This is a genomic window from Arthrobacter sp. 7Tela_A1, assembly GCF_049311065.1.
Taxonomy (GTDB): Bacteria; Actinomycetota; Actinomycetes; order Actinomycetales; family Micrococcaceae; genus Arthrobacter_B.
Genome location: NZ_JAXIOO010000052.1, coordinates 1 through 19,815, shown reverse-complemented (window position 1 = coordinate 19,815; position 19,815 = coordinate 1). Strand labels below are relative to the sequence as shown.

Annotated in this window: 16 protein-coding genes; 6 read left to right on the top strand and 10 right to left on the bottom strand. The window is 67.6% G+C overall.

Features of this window, described 5'->3' with window-relative positions:
- The coding region (locus TVB01_RS15535) for a thiamine pyrophosphate-dependent enzyme (protein WP_422456810.1) at positions 1 to 866 on the top strand (866 nt) is incomplete at its 5' end.
- 18 nt (positions 867 to 884) lie between these two features.
- Positions 885 to 2,036 (top strand): mandelate racemase/muconate lactonizing enzyme family protein, encoded by a 1,152-nt coding sequence (locus TVB01_RS15530; protein ID WP_422456809.1) that lies wholly within the window; start codon positions 885 to 887, stop codon positions 2,034 to 2,036.
- Between the two features lie 5 nt (positions 2,037 to 2,041).
- On the opposite strand, the gene TVB01_RS15525 is transcribed toward TVB01_RS15530, so the two are convergent.
- From TVB01_RS15525 to TVB01_RS15495, 7 genes are read right to left on the bottom strand one after another with little or no spacing between them, the layout of a single operon-like run.
- Entirely contained in the window at positions 2,042 to 2,887 is an 846-nt protein-coding gene (locus TVB01_RS15525) for a serine hydrolase (protein WP_422456808.1), read from the bottom strand.
- A 27-nt stretch (positions 2,888 to 2,914) separates the two neighbouring features.
- Positions 2,915 to 4,048 (bottom strand): serine hydrolase domain-containing protein, encoded by a 1,134-nt coding sequence (locus TVB01_RS15520; protein ID WP_422456807.1) that lies wholly within the window; start codon positions 4,046 to 4,048, stop codon positions 2,915 to 2,917.
- A 5-nt stretch (positions 4,049 to 4,053) separates the two neighbouring features.
- Positions 4,054 to 5,007 carry a S66 peptidase family protein gene (locus tag TVB01_RS15515; protein WP_422456806.1) on the bottom strand — a complete coding sequence of 318 codons (954 nt, stop codon included), beginning with the start codon at positions 5,005 to 5,007 and terminating at the stop codon, positions 4,054 to 4,056.
- Positions 5,004 to 6,728, bottom strand: coding sequence for a dipeptide ABC transporter ATP-binding protein (locus tag TVB01_RS15510; protein ID WP_422456805.1), 1,725 nt, complete (start codon positions 6,726 to 6,728; stop codon positions 5,004 to 5,006). The genes TVB01_RS15515 and TVB01_RS15510 overlap by 4 nt, the downstream gene beginning before the upstream one ends.
- Positions 6,728 to 7,627 carry an ABC transporter permease gene (locus TVB01_RS15505; protein ID WP_422456804.1) on the bottom strand — a complete coding sequence of 300 codons (900 nt, stop codon included), beginning with the start codon at positions 7,625 to 7,627 and terminating at the stop codon, positions 6,728 to 6,730. The genes TVB01_RS15510 and TVB01_RS15505 overlap by 1 nt, the downstream gene beginning before the upstream one ends.
- A complete protein-coding gene (locus TVB01_RS15500) occupies positions 7,624 to 8,664 on the bottom strand; it encodes an ABC transporter permease (RefSeq protein ID WP_422456803.1) in 1,041 nt (346 codons plus the stop codon). Before TVB01_RS15500 ends, TVB01_RS15505 begins: the two co-directional genes overlap by 4 nt.
- Before the next feature lie 2 nt (positions 8,665 to 8,666).
- Positions 8,667 to 10,508: an ABC transporter substrate-binding protein gene (locus tag TVB01_RS15495; protein WP_422456802.1), complete on the bottom strand. Its 1,842-nt coding sequence runs from the start codon at positions 10,506 to 10,508 to the stop codon at positions 8,667 to 8,669.
- Positions 10,509 to 10,741: 233 nt separating this feature from the next.
- On the opposite strand from TVB01_RS15495, the gene TVB01_RS15490 reads away from it, so the two are divergent.
- The 3 genes from TVB01_RS15490 to TVB01_RS15480 all read left to right on the top strand — a co-directional run bounded on the left by TVB01_RS15490 (position 10,742) and on the right by TVB01_RS15480 (position 14,139).
- Complete coding sequence (locus TVB01_RS15490; protein ID WP_422456801.1) at positions 10,742 to 12,052, top strand: M20/M25/M40 family metallo-hydrolase; 1,311 nt, start codon at positions 10,742 to 10,744, stop codon at positions 12,050 to 12,052.
- Positions 12,045 to 13,601, top strand: a complete 1,557-nt coding sequence (locus TVB01_RS15485; RefSeq protein WP_422456800.1) for a serine hydrolase domain-containing protein — start codon at positions 12,045 to 12,047, stop codon at positions 13,599 to 13,601. Before TVB01_RS15490 ends, TVB01_RS15485 begins: the two co-directional genes overlap by 8 nt.
- 181 nt (positions 13,602 to 13,782) lie before the next feature.
- A complete protein-coding gene (locus TVB01_RS15480) occupies positions 13,783 to 14,139 on the top strand; it encodes a hypothetical protein (RefSeq protein ID WP_422456799.1) in 357 nt (118 codons plus the stop codon).
- 42 nt (positions 14,140 to 14,181) lie between these two features.
- Here TVB01_RS15480 and mmsB read toward each other — a convergent pair whose 3' ends face one another.
- The 3 genes from mmsB to chvE form a co-directional block, all read right to left on the bottom strand.
- Positions 14,182 to 15,390 carry a multiple monosaccharide ABC transporter permease gene (mmsB, locus tag TVB01_RS15475; protein ID WP_422456798.1) on the bottom strand — a complete coding sequence of 403 codons (1,209 nt, stop codon included), beginning with the start codon at positions 15,388 to 15,390 and terminating at the stop codon, positions 14,182 to 14,184.
- Positions 15,387 to 16,970 (bottom strand): multiple monosaccharide ABC transporter ATP-binding protein, encoded by a 1,584-nt coding sequence (gene mmsA, locus TVB01_RS15470; protein ID WP_422456811.1) that lies wholly within the window; start codon positions 16,968 to 16,970, stop codon positions 15,387 to 15,389. Before mmsA ends, mmsB begins: the two co-directional genes overlap by 4 nt.
- Positions 16,971 to 17,056: 86 nt before the next feature.
- A complete protein-coding gene (gene chvE, locus TVB01_RS15465) occupies positions 17,057 to 18,178 on the bottom strand; it encodes a multiple monosaccharide ABC transporter substrate-binding protein (protein ID WP_422456797.1) in 1,122 nt (373 codons plus the stop codon).
- Positions 18,179 to 18,578: 400 nt separating this feature from the next.
- On the opposite strand from chvE, the gene TVB01_RS15460 reads away from it, so the two are divergent.
- On the top strand, positions 18,579 to 19,715 hold the full coding sequence (locus TVB01_RS15460) for a thermonuclease family protein (protein WP_422456796.1): 1,137 nt from the start codon (positions 18,579 to 18,581) through the stop codon (positions 19,713 to 19,715).
- Positions 19,716 to 19,815: the final 100 nt, after the last annotated feature.

Genomic DNA, 19,815 nt, shown 5'->3' with positions numbered 1-19,815 from the left:
CCTCCCCTCCGCGTGGCCCCTTCCCCACCACTCATCCCAACTTTGGCGGAGTGATGGTTCCCGGCATCGATTCCGTCCGACGCCAGCTCTCCGGCCATGACACCGTGCTGGTGCTCGGAGCCCCGGTGTTCCGTTATCACCGCTGGGAGCCCTCGAACTACCTCGATCCCGGAACGCAGGTCTGGCAGCTGACCCAGGACCCGTCCGAAGCCACCCGCGCACCCTTTGGCCGCGCGATAGTGGCAGACATAGCTGCCGCCGTCGCGGTCCTGGCCTCCGGCGTGCAGGACCGGGGAATCCGCCGGCCGGCCCGTGAGCTGCCGGCGGCAGCCACCTCGCCGAATGGAATGACCGGAACACAAATCCTGGAGGTCCTGAACGAACAGGTCCGCGACGACGTCGTCTACGTCAACGAAACCACCACCCTGGATCTGGAGTACCTGGAACGGGTCGCCATGGACCGCCCGGGGATGTACCACTTCCCCGCCTCCGGTGGTCTGGGCTTCGGCCTGCCCGCTGCTGTGGGCGTAGCACTGGCCAGGCCGGACATGACCGTCGTCGCCACCGTGGGAGACGGCTCCGCCAACTACGGCATCAGCGCCCTCTACACGGCAGCGCAGCACGGAACGCGGACCGTCTTCGTCATCGTCAACAACTCCGGTTACGGCGCGCTGGCAGGATTCGCCCAACGCATGGGCGTCCCGGACGTGCCGGGGCTGACGCTGGGCGGCATCGATTTCGTGTCCCTGGCCGAGGGCTACGGCGTTCCGGCAACCCGCACCACAACCCGGGAAGAATTCGCCGCTGCGTACCGGAAGGCCCTGGAAGCCGAGGGCCCCGTGCTGATCGAGGCGCAAGTGGTCTAAGGCAGGGAAACAGCACGCATGGCCACGATCACCGCCCTGGACCTGCACCCCCTCAGCCTCCCGCTGACCGGAACCTTCAGCACCGCTGTCCGGACGTCCTCCGTCCTGGAAACAGTGCTGTTCCGGCTGCAGGACTCGGAGGGACGCAGCGGATGGGGCGAGACGCCGGTCAGCCGGGTGACCGGCGTCAGCACCGCAGAGGTACTGGCCCGGGCACGGCAGGACCTCGCTCCCCTGGTGATGGGCCGTCCCGTCAGCGACCTGGACGGCCTGGTGCGCCGCATCGCCGGAGCGCCGGTGCCGTCCGCGGTTCGGATGGGACTCGACTGCGCCCTGCATGACCTCGCGGCCGTAACCGCCGGGCAGCCCCTACACCGGTTCCTGGCAGCCGCGTATCCGCAGATCGCGGCAGCAAACCTGGAAGACACCGTGCTCACCGACATGACTCTCTCCGCCGCGGAACCAGAGGTACTGGCCGACGCGGCAACCGGATGGGTGCAGAAAGGTTTTCGCTGCCTCAAGGTCAAGCTCCGCGCCGACCTGGACGCCGTGGCCGGGCTGACTGCTGTCCGCGCTGCGGTGGGCCCGGCGGTGCGGCTGCGGGTCGACGCGAACCAGGCCTACACCCCGGGCGAAGCAATACAGGTGCTCACCGCCATAGCCGCCGCCGGGGCCGGGCTGGAGCTAGCGGAGCAGCCGGTGGCCGCCGGGGACTGGGCCGGACTGGCCCGGGTGCGGGCCGCCGTCGACGTGCCGGTCATGGCCGACGAATCCGTTCAGGACGAACGGGACCTGGCGCCCCTGCTGCACCACCGCGCGGCGACGCTGGTGAACCTCAAGCTGGCCAAGGCAGGCGGCATCTATCCCGCCGTCCGCCTGCTCGCCGCGGCCCGCGGGCACGGGCTGGGCGTACTGGTCGGTTGCATGCTCGAGAGCACGGTGGGTGCAGGGGCCGGTGCTGCACTGGCCGCAGCCGCGGGACTCGGCACGGAGTTCCCCGGGCGCAGCGGCCAGGACCTCGACGGCGGGCTGTGGCCCGCGGTGCCGGCGGTCGACGGCGGCGTCCGCTACGAGGGCCCGGTCCTGCGCCTGCCGTCAGTTCCCGGACTGGGCATCACCGGCCTGCACCCCGGGCTGGCCGCCGCCGGCATCCGCACCGATCCGGCCTAGCTGTACTAACCTAACCCCGGCACCACGGCGCTGAACTCGCTTCCTGCCACCGCGGCAGCCAGGCCGGCGACGGCGGCGAGCACCTCCTGGCCGGCCTCCGCTTCGTAGCCGCGGGTGCAGACCGCCAGCACCCACGCCCGCTCCAGCGGAGCCTGCAGGCTCGTACCGGCCGGGGCGAAGAAGGCAACATCGTGGCTGATACCGGTCACCCAGCCGGACTTGCTGCCCTGGACCGTGTCCGGGGCAAGACCGGCGGCGAGCCAGGCGAACTCCTGCCGCGCCAGCAGGCCCAGGGCGAACTCGGTGGATTCCGGTCCCAGCGCTTTGCCGGAGATCAGGGCGTACATGGTGCGGGCCAGATCCGCTGCCGTGATCTGGTGGGTAAGTCCGGCTTCCAGGGCGGCGAGGTCGCCGATGTAGCGCTGCATGTACGACGACGCTGCGCCGACGCCGGCGAGTGTACGGTTCACGGCGTCGAACCCCACCAGGTCCACGGCCATGTTCGTGGCCGCATTCGAGGAGACAGTGATCATCCGGTCCAGCACGGCGGCCAGGGACATTGGCGTGCCCGCCGCCGGCATCCCCGGGTCTGCCTCATCACCCGGGAAGCCGAACTCGCCGCCGTCGGGCACGGCACTGGTGAACGTGTCCCGGGCAGGAAACCGTGTCTCCAGCGCCAGCTCACCGCGGTCCACCGCCTGCAGTACCGCCAGCAGGACGGCCAGTTTGATGGTGCTGGCTGAATAGAAGGCAGTGTCCGCGCCGCGGGAGGCGGCCGTGCCGCCGTCGGGGTTCAGCAGGCAAAACGCGATCTCGGGTGTGCCGTCGCTGTAGTCGGATAGAACGGGCATGAGCTCTCCTGGCGGGATGGATGGGGTCTAAACGGTGTAGACGGCCTCACTGACCGCCTTCCGCAGCGGCGATGCATCGGTTCCGTCGCGGGTGGGGTGGACCCGGTTGGTCAGCAGGACCACGCTGAGCCGGCGCCTCCGGTCGGTCAGGAAGGAGGTGCCGGTGAAACCGTTGTGGCCGCGGGCGCCTGCCCCTTCCCGGCCCATCCAGCCGATCTGGCCGATGCGCAGGCCCAGGGACTGCCCGTACCCGACGTCGGTGCGGGCCGCCTCTGCGGCCGGGCCCAGCAGGCCGTCCAGCTGGTCCTCCCACAACAGGTCTGCCAGCGGACCGGGCAGTATCTGCGGGAAGCCCCCGCGCAGCGCCTCGGCGAACCGCAGGACGCCCGAGGCCGTACCGAACAGTCCTGCGTTGGCAGCGGCCCCGCCCAGGGCGTGGGCGGATTCGTCATGCACTTCCCCGCGGACCAGGGCGCGTCCGTCCGGCGTGCCGCATTCCGTGGCGGCGCAGTGTCCGGGATCGGGCCGGAACGTAATGTCCCCGCCCAGCGCCAGGGGCTCCAGGACCAGGTGTTCGACGAGCGTTTGCCAGGCCATGCCGGTGACGCTTTCCGCCAGTGCCATGGCGGTGTTGTAGCCCACGCACGAATAGCTGAAACCGGTGCCCGGCTCCGCGGACAGTGGAACGGAAAGCAGGGAGGCCAGGGCGGCCTGCCGGTCGGCCAGCGGCTGCCGCCAGCCGTCCCAGGTTCCCGGCAGTCCCGAGGTGTGGGTGAGCAGATGCCGCAGCGTCACGCGCTGCTTCCCGGCGTCGCTCCCCGGACTCCCTGCGTCGCTCCCCTGGCTAGCTGCGGCGAAGGCGGGCAGCCGTGCGGCCACCGGCTCGTCCAGGTCCAGGAGCCCGTCCCGCACCAGTGTCAGGACGGCGACGGCGGAAAAGGGCTTGGTCACCGAGGCGAGGTCGTACCAGGTCTGCGGGTCGGCCGGTATCTGCTCCGCTTCCGGCAGCGGAACGCCCCCGGCACCGAAGCGCAGTGCCTGGCCGGCGGCGAGCACGGGCAACGCCTCGCCGTCGAGCGATGCGGCGCACACCGCTGAGGGCACCATGCCCTGCCCGACGGCGTCGTCGAGCAGGTCCTGCAGCTTTCCGGCCAGGTCCATGCCGGTCAGTCCAGGACCAGCTGCGGCTGCTGACCTGCGGTCAGGGTGGCGGGGACGCCGAGCGGGATGCTGTGCGCGGCGGGACCGTGCCCGAAGCCCAGTTCCCAGACCAGCGGAATACCGAGCGGAGCCAGCAGTTCGACGCACAGGGCCCGTACCTCGGCGAGGTCGCCGCACTCGGACCAGGAACCCAGCGCCACGCCGGTGAGGCCGTCGAACCAGCCGGAGCGCAGCAGCGTCTGCAGCATCCCGTCCAGCCGGTACGGTTCTTCGGTGACGTCCTCCAGCAGCCCGATGCGCCCGGTGTTGTCGACCGGCTTTCGGGTTCGTGCGCCGTTGAGCATGGCCAGGAGCGCGAGGTTTCCGCCGGTCAGGACCCCGTGGGCGGTGCCGGGCACCAGCGCCTCGGCTGCCGGGCCGGTGTAGGACGTGCCCGCGTACGGTTCAAACAGTGCGCGGCGCACGCCCGCGGCGGCCACCGGATCGTCCAGGAACGCTCCGGTTGCCACCATCGGCGTGAACCAGGTGGCCAGGCCCAGTTCCTCGGCCCAGAACACGTGCAGGGCCGTGATGTCGGAGGAACCCAGCAGCGGCTTGGGCCGGGCCGAGGCCAGCGTGGGCACGTCCAGCAGGTCCAGCACCCGGACTGCGCCGTAGCCGCCGCGCACGCACAGGACGGCGTCCAGCGAGTCATCGCACCAGGCGTCCTGCAGGTCACTGGCACGGTCGGCATCGCTCCCGGCAAGGTAGCCGGCACGGGGGTGCTGGTCCAGCAGGTGCTTGCCCCGCACCGGTTCCAGGCCCCAGCCGCGCAGCACCTCCTCAGCCCGCTGCAACTGTTCCGGCTTCGGCGGACCGCTGGGGGCCACCAGCCCTACCCGTGCCCCCGGCCGCAGCGGACCCAGTTCGGGATGCGGGCCGAGTTCCGGATGCGGGCCCGGTTCCGGATAAGAACTCACGCCGGTCCCCCGACGGCGGTACCGCCCGCGGCTGGTTCCCCGACGGCGGCTGGGTCCCCGACCGCGGTTGGGTCCCCTCCGGCCGGACCGTTCGCGGTGGGCACCACGCTCAGCAGGCGGCGGGTGTACTCGTGCTGCGGATCCAGCAGGACCTGCTCCACCGGGCCTTCCTCCACAATCCGGCCCTGGTACATCACCACCACCCGGTCCGCGATATTCCACGCCAGGCCCAGGTCGTGCGTGATGACCAGCGCACCGAGCCCCAGCTCGGAGCGCAGCCGCAGCAGCAGTGCCAGGATTTCCGCCCGGACCGAGGCATCCAGGCTGGCCACCGGCTCGTCGGCCACCAGGAACTCCGGGTCCAGCGCCAAGGCCCCGGCGATGACCACGCGCTGGCGCTGCCCGCCGGACAGCTCCTGGGGCAGGGCCGGGCCGAACCGCTCCGGCGGGCTCAGCTCCGCCTTGGCCAGCGCGGCGGCCACCAGCTGGACCTCGTCGCCGGGCAGCTTGTGCAGCCGCGGCCCCTCAGCCACCGATTCGTAGACGGTGTGCTTGGGGTTCAGCGCGGCGGTGGGATCCTGCAGCACGAACTGCACGGCCCGCCGGTACGCCTTCAGGGCACGCCGGCGGTGCGGCAGCGGGCTGCCGTCAAAGAGCAGTTCACCGCCGGTTGGTTTCTGCAGGCCCAGCAGGGTCCGCGCCAGCGTGGTTTTCCCGGAACCGGACTGGCCGACCAGGGCCACGATTTCCCCGCGGCGGCAGGCGATGCTCACGCCGTCGACCGCTTTGACCGTCCCCGCGCCGCGTCCGGCGAAACTCACCGAGACGTTGCGGGCCTCCAGGACGGGCGCAGCGTCCGGATCCGGAGCTCCCGGCTCAGCGGCGTAACCGGGCAGGCGCAGGCGGGACGCCGGGTCCCCGATGGTGGGGAACGCTGCGGCCAGGGCCTGGGTGTGGGGATGCTGCGGTGCGTGCATGACCGAAGCGGACGGGCCCTCCTCCACGATCCGGCCGTTCTGCATCACCGCGATGCGCTCACAGGTCGACGCGAGCACGGAGAGGTCATGGCTGATCATCACCAGCGACAGGCCGCGGCTGGCCACCAGTCCGGTCAGCACCTGCAGCACCTGGTCCTGGACAATGACGTCCAGGGCGGTAGTGGGCTCGTCGGCGATGATCAGCTCCGGCTCGCAGGCCAGTGCCATGGCGATCATGACGCGCTGCTTCTGTCCGCCGGAGAGCTCGTGCGGATAGGACTCCGCCTTCGCCCGGGGCAGATCGACCAGGCCCAGGAGTTCCGTCACCCGCGCCCGGCGGGCCTTCTCCTCGCGGTAGGCCGGATCCAGCTCGCGGGCGTGGATGCGCAGCGCCTCTTCGATCTGGTCCCCGATGCGCTGCACCGGGTTCAGCGAGTGCATGGCGCCCTGGAACACGACGGCGGCGGAGGTCCAGCGCACGGCACGCAGCCGGCCCCAGCTCAGGTCCGGGACATTCTCCTCGCCGAGCAGAATCCGTCCCTCCACCCGGGCATTGGCCGGAAGCAGCCGGAGCACGGACATGGCCAGGGTGGACTTGCCGCAGCCGGATTCACCGGCCAGGCCCAGCGTGGAACCGGGTTCGAGGACCAGCGAGACGCCGTCGACGGCCACCAGCTCCCGGGGACCTTCCTCGCTCCGGATCGTGTAGGTCACGCGGATATCTTCAAAAGCCAGCCGGGGCATCAGCGTCCTCGCAGGGTGGGGTTGACTACGGATTCCAGGGCGCGGCCCACCAGGGTGAAGCAGAGCACGACGATAACGATCGCCACACCGGGCGGGAGCACGAACCACCAGAACCCGGCGGTTGCAGCTCCCGTGTCCAGGGCGGATTTCAGCATGGTTCCCCAGGAGATGCTGGTTGAGTCGCCCAGGCCCAGGAAGCTCAGCGTGGACTCGGCGATGATGGCCGAACCCACGGTCAGGGTGGTGTTGGCCAGCACCAGCGGCAGCACCGCCGGCAGCACGTGCCGGCCGATGATGTGCGCGTCGCCGGCACCAAGCGCCCAGGAGCGGTCGATGTACGGCCGGGACTCGATGGTCAGGGTCTGGGCCCGGACCAGGCGGGCCGTCGACGCCCAGGAGGTGATGCCGATCGCCGCGACGATGGTGATGACCCCGGCGCCCAGGATGCTGGAGAGGACAATGGCCAGCACCAGGGAGGGAACCACCAGGAAGAAATCGATGATCCGCATGAGCACTGCCTGGATGGCTCCGGAGAAGTGTCCGGCCGCCATCCCGACGACGGTGCCGATCACCATGGAGACGGCCGTTGCGGCGAAGCCGACCACCAGGGAGACCCGGGCTCCCCACAACAGCATGGCCAGCACGCTGCGCCCGGACGGGTCGGTACCGAGCGGGTTGGCCAGCGACGGCGGCTCGTTCTGCAGGGAATCGAGCCGGGTGACGTCGAGGGTTGATTCCGGTGCCAGCACCGGGGCCAGCAGCGCCAGCGCCACCACAATGAGCAGGACGATCATCCCGCTGACCCCGGCCTTGTTGCTGCGGAACTGTGTCCAGCCTGCGGCGGCGGAAGCACGGCGCCGCGCCCATGCCGCCCGCGAGGCGGTCCGGGTTGCGTTCATGAGGCCCTCAATCGCGGATCGAGCACGCGGTACAACAGGTCCGCGGCGAAGTTCATCAGGATGACGATCGAGGAAAAGACCACGAATGTCCCCTGCAGGAGCGGGAAGTCCGGCGCGGACAGGGCCTGGAAGGTCAGATAGCCGAGACCCGGCCAGGAAAACACGGTTTCCACCGTGACCGCACCGCCGATCAGCCCTCCCAAGGTCAGGAAAATCAGCGTGACGGCGGGCAGGAGGGCGTTCGGCACTGCGTGTCGACGGCGTACGTCGTCTTCCCGCAGCCCCTTGGCCCGCGCTGTGGTCAGGTAGTCGGAGGTCATCTCCTCGAGCAGCGATGCCCGCATCACCATCAGGTACTGGGCGTAGACCACGGCCACCATGGTCAGCACCGGCAGAACCATGTGGTGGCCGATGTCCAGGATCCGTTCGAGCCCGCCGGCACTGCTGCCCGCGGTGACCATGCCGCCGGTGGGGAACCAGTTCAGGGTTCCGGCGAAGAGCAGCAGGAGCAGCAGCCCGAGCCAGAACGTCGGCACCGACCAGAAGATCAGTGCCAGTCCGGTCTGGGTCTTGTCGAACAGGCTGCCCCGGCGCCACGCTGCCTTCTGCCCGAGCCACAGCCCGAGCACCACCGAGATCAGCGCAGCGGTGCCGGTCAGCAGGAGGGTGGGACCCAGACGGTCGCCGATCAGTTCCAGCACCGGCCTGTTGTACGTGTAGGAATCCCCCAGCTTCCCCTGGAACAGGTCGGTGAGGTAGCGCCAGAACTGGCCCAACAGGGGCTGGTCCAGGCCGTAATCCCGGCGCAGGATGTCCATTTGTTCGGCAGTGACCTGCCGGCCGTCCGCGAGGGAACGCACCGGGTCTCCCGGCAGGATCCGGAACGCGAAGAACCCGAGGACCACCACCATGATGAGGGAGACGGCCGCCCCGCCCGCCTTGACGCCGACGTAATGCAGCCAGGAGGAATTCCTGCGCTGATCGTCGGAGTCTTGGCGGGCGGGAGTCAGGTCCTGCTCGCTGAGCGCTTCTGCCACAGCTACTCGCGGTCGTCCGCGGTGGCGGAGCGGCGGCGGATCAGCAGGAAGGCCACGAGGCCGGCCACGAGTACAGCTGCGCCAACGCCGATGAACATTCCGGTGTTGCTGTCGTCGTCCGTCACGGCGCCGGCTTCATCCAGCTCACCTGCCGGGGTGGCCTCGTAGTAGCTCCACGGGCCGTTCTGGCTGGTGATGACGCCGCCCTCTGCCGGCTGGGTGACAAAGGGCTCCCAGCGGTCCGAGCGGTAGGCCTCGAGGCTGTTGGCGTAGTAGAGGACTTTGTTGACGGCGGCGTTGTAGATCATTTCCTGTGCCTGGGCCACCAGCTCGCTGCGCTTTTCCTGGTCCAGTTCGGCGTGCTGTGCTTTGTACAGTTCATCGAAGGCCGGGTCGCAGTAATTGTTCTCCGACGTCGCGCCGGTGCCGTCTGCATTCGGGCGCGAGCTGCACTGGTTGATGGACAGCTGGAAATCCGGATCCGGACCGATTCCCCAGCCCGTGAAGTAGAGATCGTAGTTGCCGACGGTGGAATCATCATTCACCTGGGCGGGAGCCTTCATTTCCACGGAAACGTCAATGCCGATTTCCTTGAGCCAGGGTTTGACGTAATCGGCCATCTGCTGGTGGGTCGGATCCGAGTTGCGGCCCATCAGGCGCATGGACAGTGCGTTGCCGTCCTTGTCCAGCCGGACGCCGTCGGGACCCATTTCGTATCCGGCCTCGTCCAGCAGCGTGTTGGCGGCGTCCGGGTCGTAGGCCAGCGGCAGCTCATCGGTATCCCAGTGGTAGAGCGGGTAGGTCATGGGAATCTCACCCGTGGCCTTGTCCCCCAGCCCCTGCAGGACCTTTTCCAGCAGGGTGTCGCTGTCGATGGCCAGGGCCACGGCCCGGCGCACCTGCACGTCCTGCAGCGCCGGGTGTCCGTCGCCCATCGGGGTGCCGTCAGCGGTCTGGGCGCCGGGGTTGATGCCGATGGCCTGGTAGCGGCGCCCGGTACCGGCGTTGGTGGTGATGTTCGGTTCGTTCTCCAGGGCCTGGTACTGGGCCGGGGTGAGGCCGCTGACAATGTCGATCTCTCCGGTGCGCAGCGCCTGCACGGCGGCGTCGGAGTTCTTGTACGGAATCCAGGTGACGCCGGAAATCTTCGCGGCTCCGCGCCAGTAGTTCGGGTTGGTGGACATGGTGACGCCGGCGGACTTGTCGTAGTTGTCTACCACGAACGGCCCCGATCCCACCGTGTCCTTGTCGTTGGCGTAGGCGGCCGGATCATCCAGCTCGGCCCACACATGCTCGGGGACGATCGGCAGCTCGGTGCCGGGGTTGACGGCCTGCGCCTCGGTCAGGGTGATCACCAAGGTGGTGTCATCCTCGGCTTCGACCGACTCCACGCTGCTCAGCACTGAGCCGTTGGCCTGCTTCAGGTCATCGTTTTCCATGATGGCGTTGTAGGTCCACTCCGCGTCTTCGGCGGTGATCGGCTCCCCGTCGGACCACTGCCGACCCTCGGGCATGCTGAACGTCCAGACGGTCCCGTCCTCGGAAGTCTCCCAGCTCTCGGCCATCCCCGGGATTTCCTCATTCGCTTCCGCACCGTACGCAACGAGCGGTTCGTACTGCAGGCGCAGCACGTTCGAGCTCGTGGCGAGGATGGAGATGAAGGGGTTCAGGGTGTCAATGTCCCCGGTCAGGGCGAGCTTGAGCATCGGTGCGTTGTCCTCGGCGGCGACTGCCGGTGCCGCCGCGCCCAGGGGAACGGCCAGTGCTGCCGCCAGCCCCAGGGCAGCTGCAGCGGAGGAAGAACGGAAGCGGTGCCTCGGTGGGCGCGGGATATACGGCTGCAATTTACGTTTTCCTCCGTAACAGGCTGGTCTTATTCGCCAGCAGGAATATGCAAACAAATGTAAACACGAATCCACGGTCCGATTTCGGGCATAGCGTAATCTGCGGCCGGCAATCCGGCATGAATTCGGTCGCGTGGAAATCGCTGCTTGAACACTAATTACTGAAGGGGTCCGAATCAACAGATTTTTCACCTATTTTGGTTACTGTCTTGTAAACACGTGAAGGGAACCGCATGCACGATCCGGCAGAGCTCTGCGCAGAACTGATTCGCTTCGATACCTCCAATTACGGCGAGGGCAAGAGCAATGGAGAGCGGGAGGCTGCCCTGTGGATCGCGGCCCGGCTTTCAGCCGCCGGCCTGGATCCAGTGGTCCTGGGCCCGGAGGAAAACCGGCAGTCCGTGGTGGTGCGGGTGCCGGGGGCGGACCGCTCGCTGCCTGCGCTGCTGGTGCATGCACACCTGGACGTTGTACCTGCCGAACCGGAGCAGTGGAGCGTTCCGCCCTTTGAGGGACTGGTACGGGACGGCTGGATCTATGGGCGCGGCGCCGCCGACATGAAAGACATGGCCGCCATGACCCTGGCCACCCTGCTGAACTGGGCCGATTCCGGCCAGCGGCCGCTGCGGGACATCGTGGTCGCCTTCGTTGCCGATGAAGAGGACAAGGGCGCCTATGGCGCCGACTGGCTGGCCACTGAGCACCCCGAACTGTTCACCGGAGTCGAGGCCGCAATCGGCGAATCCGGCGGCACCGCGACACTGCTTCCGGGAACAGACGGGCGCATCGTCCGCCTCTACCCGGTCGGCGCCGGCGAGCGCGGCACCATGCACATCCGCGTCCGAGCCGAAGGCGTTTCCGGCCACGGCTCCCGCCCGGTTCCGGTCAACGCGGTGCAGAACCTGGTCGACGCACTGCACCGCCTGGGTAATCACCACTGGCCGCAGGTGCTGGTTCCTGTGGTCCGCGCCTACATCGAGCAGACGACGGCGGCGCTCGGGTTCGAGGCGGACCTGTCCAGCGAGGCTGGCGTGGAGGCTGCCATCGATGCCATGGGCGAGGCGGGACGGGTCGCGAGGGTGACTGTCCGCTGCTCGGCAACACCGACCGTTCTCCGGGCCGGATACAAGACGAACGTCATTCCCGGCCTGGCGGAAGCCGACGTCGATATCCGCTGCCTGCCCGGCACGGAGGAGGAAACCCTGGCCATGGTTAAGGAACTGCTGGGCCCGGACGTCAGTCTTCGCTTCCTGACCCGGGAGAGCCCGCTGCAGTCCCCGGTGGATTCCCCGTGGTTCGAGGCGATGCGCCAGGCCCTGGTGCGGCACGATCCGGAGGCGGTGGTGGTGCCTATGTGCATGGGCGGCGGCACCGACGCGAAAGCGTTTTCCCGCCTGGGCATCCAGTGCTATGGCTTTGCACCGCTCACGGCAGACCCTGACGGGCGCATCCCCGAGGGGGTGCACGGAGTCGACGAACGGGTACCGGTCGCCTCGGTGCGGGGCGGGCAGAAGGTGCTGCAGGATTTCCTCGCTCATGTCTGAGGACGTACCCGGAGCACCTTCGGCGGCAGGATCCGGCGGGCGGCCGGCGGGAGAGCGGCTGCCGGGAGAGGCGCTGCCGGGACAGGGAAGGTGGCCGGAAGTCGAGCTGGAAGCCCTGTTCCAGGCACGTTTTTCGGAGGGCCTTGCCCCGGTGCTCGTGGCCGAGGTAACCCGCCCCGGCAGTTCAACCGTCCGGGTGCTGCGCGGCGCTGCCGACGACGCCGGGCACCCGCCCGATGAGCGGACGGCCTTCCGCATCGCTTCCTGTACCAAGAGCTTCACGGCTGCGGCAGCCCTGGTACTGCGGCGCTCCGGCCGTCTGGACCTTGCCACGGACATCCGCGAATGGCTTCCGGAGCTTCGGTTCACCGGGGCGTTTGCCACGGCCGGTCCGGTGACTCTCCGTCACCTGCTCACCATGTCTTCGGGCCTGCCCGAGGACGACCCCTGGGCAGACCGGCAGGAGTCCATGCCGGCGGAACAGTTCGACCGCCTGCTGGCCGGAGGAATCCGGCTGGCCTCTGCGCCCGGTGACCGCTTCCGCTATTCGAACCTCGGCTACGCCATGTTGGGGCGCATCCTGGAACGGGCCTCAGGGACGAGCTACCGTGCCCTGGTGGCCGAAAGCCTGCTCCGTCCGCTGGGCTTGGCAGACACCGTTTTCTCTGCGTCCGAACTGACCGTCCCCGCAGTGCACGGCTACCGGCACGCACCCGGAGGCTGGCAGCAGTTGCCCTTCTCCGGCCCCGGGATGTTCTCACCCATTGGCGGCCTCTTTTCCACCCTGCGGGACCTGCGCCGGTGGGCCGCCTGGCTGGCGGCCGGTCCCGCCCATGCTGCCGATCCCTCAGCTGCCGGGCCGCTGGCCGCCGGCCCGCTGGATCTCGCTGAGCGGGCAGAGATGCAGCGAATCCACCGTCCGGTGCCGCTGCGCCCGGGGGACCTGCCCGGAACCCGCCGAGGCTACGGCTTTGGCCTCAACGTCCTGGAGCATCCGGCCGCGGGGCGGATCGTCTCTCATTCCGGCGGTTATCCCGGATTCAGCGCGCACATGCGCTGGCATCCGGAGACCGGCACCGTAGCACTGGGCCTGGAGAACGCCACCTACTCCCGCATCGGGGAAGCGGTGACCCGTGCCCTGGACACCGCTCTCGGGATTGCTCCGCAGGCACCCGCAAATCAGCCCCCGCCAGCAGGCATCGAAGAGCGGTCCGATGCCGGAACCTGGCCGGAACTGCATGCTGTCCGTGAAGCCCTGGCTGCCTGGCTGTCCGGCCCCACGGCCGAGGCCGAGAATGGCCTCCGCGCCTATTTCGCCCCCAATATCGATCAGGATCAGCCGTGGGAGGAGCGCCGCGGAGAGTGGCTGCGGCTGCGCGCCGCCGTCGGCCCGCTGCATCCTGAAAGAGCGCGCACGGCCGGCGGGGATGCACCCGCCGAGCTTCGCTGGATTGTGCCCGGGGAGCGGGGCGAGCTGTGCTGCCGGGCGCAGCTGAACCCCGTCGAGGTGCCGCAGGTGCAGCGGCTTGACATCACGCTGGAGTCCTAGAGGACCGGCCGCTGGACGCATATGGGCGGCCTACTCGATGCCAGCGGCTGCGCGTTATCCAGTCGCGAGGTCTCGCACACGTCGGAGCTTCAGCCGGTCATCAGAGTCGGATAATGGATATACGGCTTCATATTCATCGGCGCCTCGCCACCGCGGGCGGCCGTGTGGATTGGATGGAAACATGCGGAATCGTGAACAGATCTTCGACAAGGTTGCCGAGTCCCCGAGATACCCGGCGATCGACTGGACCGAGATCGGCAGAGTGGCGGAGCTATGGATTCCTGAGGATGGAAAGCACTGCACAGTCGGCTGGCTCATCTCCCAGGGTGCCGACCGACTGGCGTTCACACCCTCGAACGTGCCGAGGGATTCCACTGCCAGGATAATTCAGGACGACGTATGGGAAACGTTGCGCGACGGCGCTGCAGCTGGACGGCCCCGGGATGAGGTCTGGGATCAGATCTTGACCGACTGGCTCCACAAGACCCCGGCAGACCAGTATCTTCCTGCGCTCATGGCGGATATTCACGTCCGCTAGTTTCACAGAAGGAGCCTGCAAACCTCATCCGTCCTGCCGCACCTACCGTGCGCTCCTCCCCCGCCGCGCGAACCCGACCGCGACGGCCAGCAGCAGTACCAGGCCCTTGATCACCTGCTGCCACGCGGTGTCCACGGACAGGATGGACAGGCCCTGGTTCAGCACACCCATCACCAGGCCGCCGATCACGGCACCGACCACTGTGCCGACACCGCCCTGCACCGAAGCGCCGCCAATGAACACGGCAGCAATCGCGTCCAGCTCAAAGCCGCCGCCTGCAGAGGCTACTGCACCGCCGGCGCGGGACGTACTCACCACAGCGGCCAGGCCGGCCAGGAAACCCATGTTCACGAAAACCATGAAGTTCACCCAGCGGGTCTTCACACCCGACATCATCGCCGCATTCAGGTTCCCGCCCATCGCGTAGATGTGCCGGCCGAAGACGGTCCGGTTCAGCAGGAACGAATACGCCAGCACCAGCGCCGCCAGGATGATCAGGATGATCGGCGTCCCGCGGTTGTAGGCCAGCAGGTAGCAGAGGTACATGATCGCGGCGACGGCCACGGCGTTCTTGAACACGAACGACGCCGTCCGCTCCCGGGGCAGATCGAGCTTCCGCAGGTCGCTGCGTGCCTTGAACTGCTGGGCCACCAGCGCCACGGAGGCGAGCGCCCCAATCCCCAGCGTGAGCAGGTCCGGGGTGCCGGTGGCCGGCAGCGTGCCGGAGCCAATCGCGTTGAACGGCCGGGGCAGGCCGCTGATGGTTCCGCCGGTGAGCAGGATCAATGCGACGCCGCGGAACACCAGCATGCCCGCCAGCGTGACGATGAACGCGGGTATCCCCACGAACGCCACCCAGAATCCCTGCCACGCCCCAATCAGTGCGCCCACCACCAGGGAGATGATCACGGCCGCCCACCAGGGCATGCCCCAGTTGTTCATCGCCAGGGCCGCGATGGCTCCCACGGTGGCGACCACCGATCCCACGGAAAGGTCGATGTGCCCGGCAATGATCACCATGACCATGCCGATCGCCAGGATCAGCACGTACGCGTTCTGCTGGATGAGGTTGCTGACGTTGCCCGGATACAGCAGGCGCCCGCCGGTGAGGGCCTGGAACAGCAGGACGATCACCACCAGCGCGGCGAGGATGCCGTACTGGTTCAGGTCGATCCGCATCCGTTTCCGGCCGTTGCCGCCTGCAGGAGGAGGGGCAGGGGTCTTCGCCTGTTCGGAAGTTGTGGTGGTCACGTCCCTTGTGCTCCTTCGTTACGGGCGGATTCGGCCGGCCCCGCTTCGGTCCGGACGGCGGTCATGTGCCGCATCAGTTCCTCCTGCGTGGCTTCGGCCCGTGGAACTTCCGCGGTGAGCCGGCCTTCGGCAATCGTGTAGATGCGGTCGCAGAGTCCGATCAGCTCCGGCAGTTCACTGGAAATGACCAGCACGGCTTTGCCCTGCGCCGCCATCTCGTTGATGATTCCGTAAATCTCAAACTTTGCGCCGACGTCGATTCCCCGGGTTGGTTCGTCCAGGATCAGCACCTCCGGGCCGGAGTAGATCCATTTGCTCAGCACCACCTTCTGCTGGTTTCCGCCGGAGAGGTTCGCCACCAGGGAGGCGACGGACGGCGTGCGGATGTTCATCTTCTGCCGGTAGTCATCCGCCACGGCGTATTCGCGGTGCTTGTCGATCACCCCCAGCCGGGCCAGCTTCCCCAGCGCGGCGGCGGACACATTGACCACCACCGAGCCGATCAGGTTCAGCCCGTACCGCTTGCGGTCCTCGCTCACGTAGGCCAGCCCGTGCCGGATCGCCTCTCCCACCGACCGGGTCTGGATTTCCACGCCGTCCTTGTACACCCGCCCGGAAATCCCGGTGCCCCAGGACCGGCCGAAGATGCTCATCGCCAGTTCGGTGCGTCCGGCCCCCATCAGCCCCGCGAAGCCGACGATTTCCCCGGCTCGGACGTTGAAGGACGCGTTGGAAACCACCACCCGGTCGACGTCGATCGGGTGGTGAACCGTCCAGTCCTCCACCCGGAACTTCTCCTCGCCGATCTGCGGTTCCCGGTCCGGGAACTGGCTGTCCAGGGGCCGTCCCACCATGTCCCGGATAATCCGGGTTTCGATTTCCGGGGTGTCTTCCACCGGAAAGGACTCAATGGTTTTTCCGTCCCTGATCACGGTCACTGTGTCCGCGATGGCCCGGATTTCGTTCAGTTTGTGGGAAATGACGATCGACGTGATGCCGCCCTCGCGCAGCTGGTCAATGAGCCCCAAAAGGTGCGCCGAATCGCCGTCGTTCAGTGCCGCCGTCGGCTCGTCCAGGATCAGGATCTTCACTTCCTTGGACAGTGCCTTGGCAATTTCCACCAGCTGCTGCTTGCCGACGCCGAGCTCCAGGATCTTGGTGGCCGGGTTCTCCTCCAGCCCCACCCGCTTCAGCAGGGCCGCGGCCTGCAGGTTGGTCTGGTTCCAGTCGATCACCCCGCCGCGCTGCACCTCGTTGCCCAAAAAGATGTTCTCCGCGATGGACAGGAACGGGCTGAGCGCCAGTTCCTGGTGGATGATCACGATCCCGTCCCGTTCGCTGTCATTGATCGAGCCGTAGCTGACCGGCCTGCCCTCCAGCGAGATGGATCCCTCGAAACTGCCGTGCGGGTAGACGCCGCTGAGCACCTTCATCAGCGTGGACTTGCCGGCGCCGTTCTCGCCGCAGATGCCGTGCACCTCGCCGCGCCTAACGGACACGGACACCCCGTCCAGGGCCTTGATGCCGTTGAACTCCTTCACAATGCCGTCCATGTGCAGGACGACGTCGTCGTCGATCATCTCTCGCCTCACTGAAGTGGGAAGGTGGGGCACGACGGCTGCTGCCGCCGTGCCCCGCATACCGGTACCGCTACAGCCGGGGACCGCTACAGCCCGATGTCGGAGGCTTCCACGAAGCCGGAGTCCACCAGCATCGGCTGGACATCGTCCTTGACCACGACCTGCGGTTCGAGGATGTAGGTGGGGACCACCTTCACTCCGTTGTCATAGGTCTCGGTGTCAGTGACCTCCACCTCGTCACCGTTGACGATCTGCTCGATCATGGTGTCCACCTGGGCGCCGAGCTCACGGGTGTCCTTCCAGACCGTCATGGACTGCTGGTCGGCCAGGATGGCTTTGATATTCGCAACGTCGCCGTCCTGCCCGGTGATCACCGGCCAGTCGGTGCCCGGGGCGTACCCTGCGCTGGAAAGCGACTGTTCGATGCCGAGCGCCAGGCTGTCATTGGGCGAAAGCACGACGTCGACCTTGTCGCCGCCGGTGTAGAAGGACTGCAGCCGGTTGTCCATTTCCGCCTGCGCATCCGCCGAGCCCCAGCCGAGGATGCCGATCGACGCCCAGTCGTCGTTGGAGGCCGGGGATTTGCCGGAGGGAACCACCAGCTGCCCGCTCTCCACGTAGGGCAGCAGGACGTCCCAGGCGCCGGAGAAGAAGAACTTGGCGTTGTTGTCATCCGGGCTGCCGGCGAACGGTTCGAGGTTGTAGGGGCCTTCGCCGTCGGCCAGGCCCAGCTGCTCCTCGATGAACTCGCCCTGGAGCTGGCCCACCTGGTAGTTGTCGAACGTGGCGTAGTAGTCCACGGCGTCGGTGCCGTTGATCAGCCGGTCGTAGGCGATGACCTGGACGTCCTGGGACTTTGCGTCCTCGAGGACCGGGCCCAGGGTTTCGCCGTCAATCGCTGCGACCACCAGGATCTTCGCGCCGCCTGCCACCTGGTTCTGGATCTGGCTGATCTGCTGGTCGGTCTTGTCATCGGCGTACTGCAGGTCAACGGTGCAGTCGCGGGCTTCAAGATTCTCCTTCAAGCCCTCGCCGTCATTGATCCAGCGTTCCAGGCTGCGGGTCGGCATGGAGATGCCCACGTTGCAGTCAACCCCGTCCCCGCCTTCGCTGTCGCTGTTGGTGGTGCCGGCTGGGGCGCAGGCCGCCATGCCTGCTGCCAGGCCGGCCGCCAGGAAGAGGGCCGAAACATTCTTTCTTTTGCTCATGGTCGAACCTTCGAAAAGGATCCTGCCGCCGGCAAGGCACTGCGCGGCGAGACGACGGGTAACACCCCTGTGACCCGGACGGCTGGATCGAGCGGATACAACGCTGTAGCGCCCTGCCGGTACCCCTACCGACAATTTGTAGGCCAGCACAACATATGCCCGCGCATGCCCCTCCGGCAAGGGGTTCCCGGAACGTTATTCAAACGCAATGCACAGCGGACCATGGCTTCGGTAAGCCTGCTTACCGAGCTGTGAGGATGGCCGACTGTCTCCTCTGTCATTTCAACTACATAGGGGACATTTTGTATTGCACCATCAGCGGAGTTACCTGCTCCGCACCCACGGACGCACCTATGCGCTTCCGGCCCGCTTTCGCCGCAGCTGCGTACGGCGCATCAAAGTGATCCTCACGAAGAAAGCTGCCATCGCCGCCGCAGCCGCTGTAACCGTCACAGCCACCTCAGTGGTCGTCGCCAACGCCGCGAACGCTGACCAGGCCCGGGTCGTCCGGGTCATCGATGGAGACACCCTCGTCGTCGACTTCCAGAATGAAGACCTCACCGTTCGTCTCCTGAACGTGGACACTCCGGAGACAAAGGACCCGAACAAGCCAGTCGAGTGCCTGGGCCCGGAAGCGACGGACTTCCTGGCAGACGTGCTGCCGGCCGGCAGCAAGGTCACGCTCGCGTTCGACGTCGAGCGCCATGACCGCTACGGGCGGACCCTGGCCGCTGTCTATGACTCCGAAGACCGCCTGATCAACGCCGAGGTAGCCCGCCAGGGTTTCGGGATTCCCGTCACCTACGGGAAGAACGCGAAGTTCCGCCCTCCCGTGGATGCCGCGTATGAACAGGCCGAGGAACGCCAGGCCGGACTGTTCGCGGAAGACATTGAATGCACCGTTCCCGGCACCATTGCGGCACTTGAGGACGCAGCGCAGGCAGCTGCGGCCGAGGACGCCGGGGCGTCCGCTGCATCCGCGGCCGCTGCTGCCGCTGCCGTTCTGGCGTCCCAGGCCGCCGTTCGAAAGATGCTGGGTGAGCTGGAGGCCGGCGCCAAGACCGGAAGTTCCCTGATCTGGAAGACCGTCTCGGAGGCTGACCGAGCGGCACTCCTGATCCGTGCCAAAAAGGCCACAGAAAGTGTCGAGAAACGGCACACTGAATTGTCAGGCGTCCAGGCTGAACGCCAGGCTGCGGAGGACGAAGCGAAGCGCCTTGAAGCCGAGGCCCAAGCGGAAGCCGAGCGCGTGGCTGCCGAAGAAGAAGCCCGCAAGGTGGCCGAAGCTGAACAGGCCGAGGCCAACCGCCTCGCTGCCGAAGCCGCTGAAGTTGAACGGCAGCGCGCCGCCGCAGCCGCCCAGGCGGAGGCGCTGCGCCAGCAACAACAGCAGTACGTCGCTCCGCCGCCGCAACCGCAACCGCAGCCCCAACCCCCGCTATACGTCGATCCGGCGCCGGTCCAAAGTAATCCCTACGAGGGGTACAACGGACCGCGTTGCTACGCGCCGGGCGGCAAAACCTGGAAACCGTGCTGATTGCTGGTACTGATTGACCAAAGAGGCGCGTCCGGCCCCCCGGGCGCGCCTCTTTCTATGCTGTCCTGGCCGATTCCAGCTGGGGAGCCCTCCCTCCCCG

Bases quoted from the DNA above. Each gene is read 5' to 3' on its own strand.
- TVB01_RS15530 (WP_422456809.1), top strand. From the start codon at position 885: ATGGCCACGATCACCGCCCTGGACCTGCACCCCCTCAGCCTCCCGCTG.
- TVB01_RS15525 (WP_422456808.1), bottom strand. From the start codon at position 2,887: ATGCCCGTTCTATCCGACTACAGCGACGGCACACCCGAGATCGCGTTT.
- TVB01_RS15520 (WP_422456807.1), bottom strand. From the start codon at position 4,048: ATGGACCTGGCCGGAAAGCTGCAGGACCTGCTCGACGACGCCGTCGGG.
- TVB01_RS15510 (WP_422456805.1), bottom strand. From the start codon at position 6,728: ATGCCCCGGCTGGCTTTTGAAGATATCCGCGTGACCTACACGATCCGG.
- TVB01_RS15505 (WP_422456804.1), bottom strand. From the start codon at position 7,627: ATGAACGCAACCCGGACCGCCTCGCGGGCGGCATGGGCGCGGCGCCGT.
- TVB01_RS15490 (WP_422456801.1), top strand. From the start codon at position 10,742: ATGCACGATCCGGCAGAGCTCTGCGCAGAACTGATTCGCTTCGATACC.
- TVB01_RS15485 (WP_422456800.1), top strand. From the start codon at position 12,045: ATGTCTGAGGACGTACCCGGAGCACCTTCGGCGGCAGGATCCGGCGGG.
- TVB01_RS15480 (WP_422456799.1), top strand. From the start codon at position 13,783: ATGCGGAATCGTGAACAGATCTTCGACAAGGTTGCCGAGTCCCCGAGA.
- mmsA (WP_422456811.1), bottom strand. From the start codon at position 16,970: ATGATCGACGACGACGTCGTCCTGCACATGGACGGCATTGTGAAGGAG.
- chvE (WP_422456797.1), bottom strand. From the start codon at position 18,178: ATGAGCAAAAGAAAGAATGTTTCGGCCCTCTTCCTGGCGGCCGGCCTG.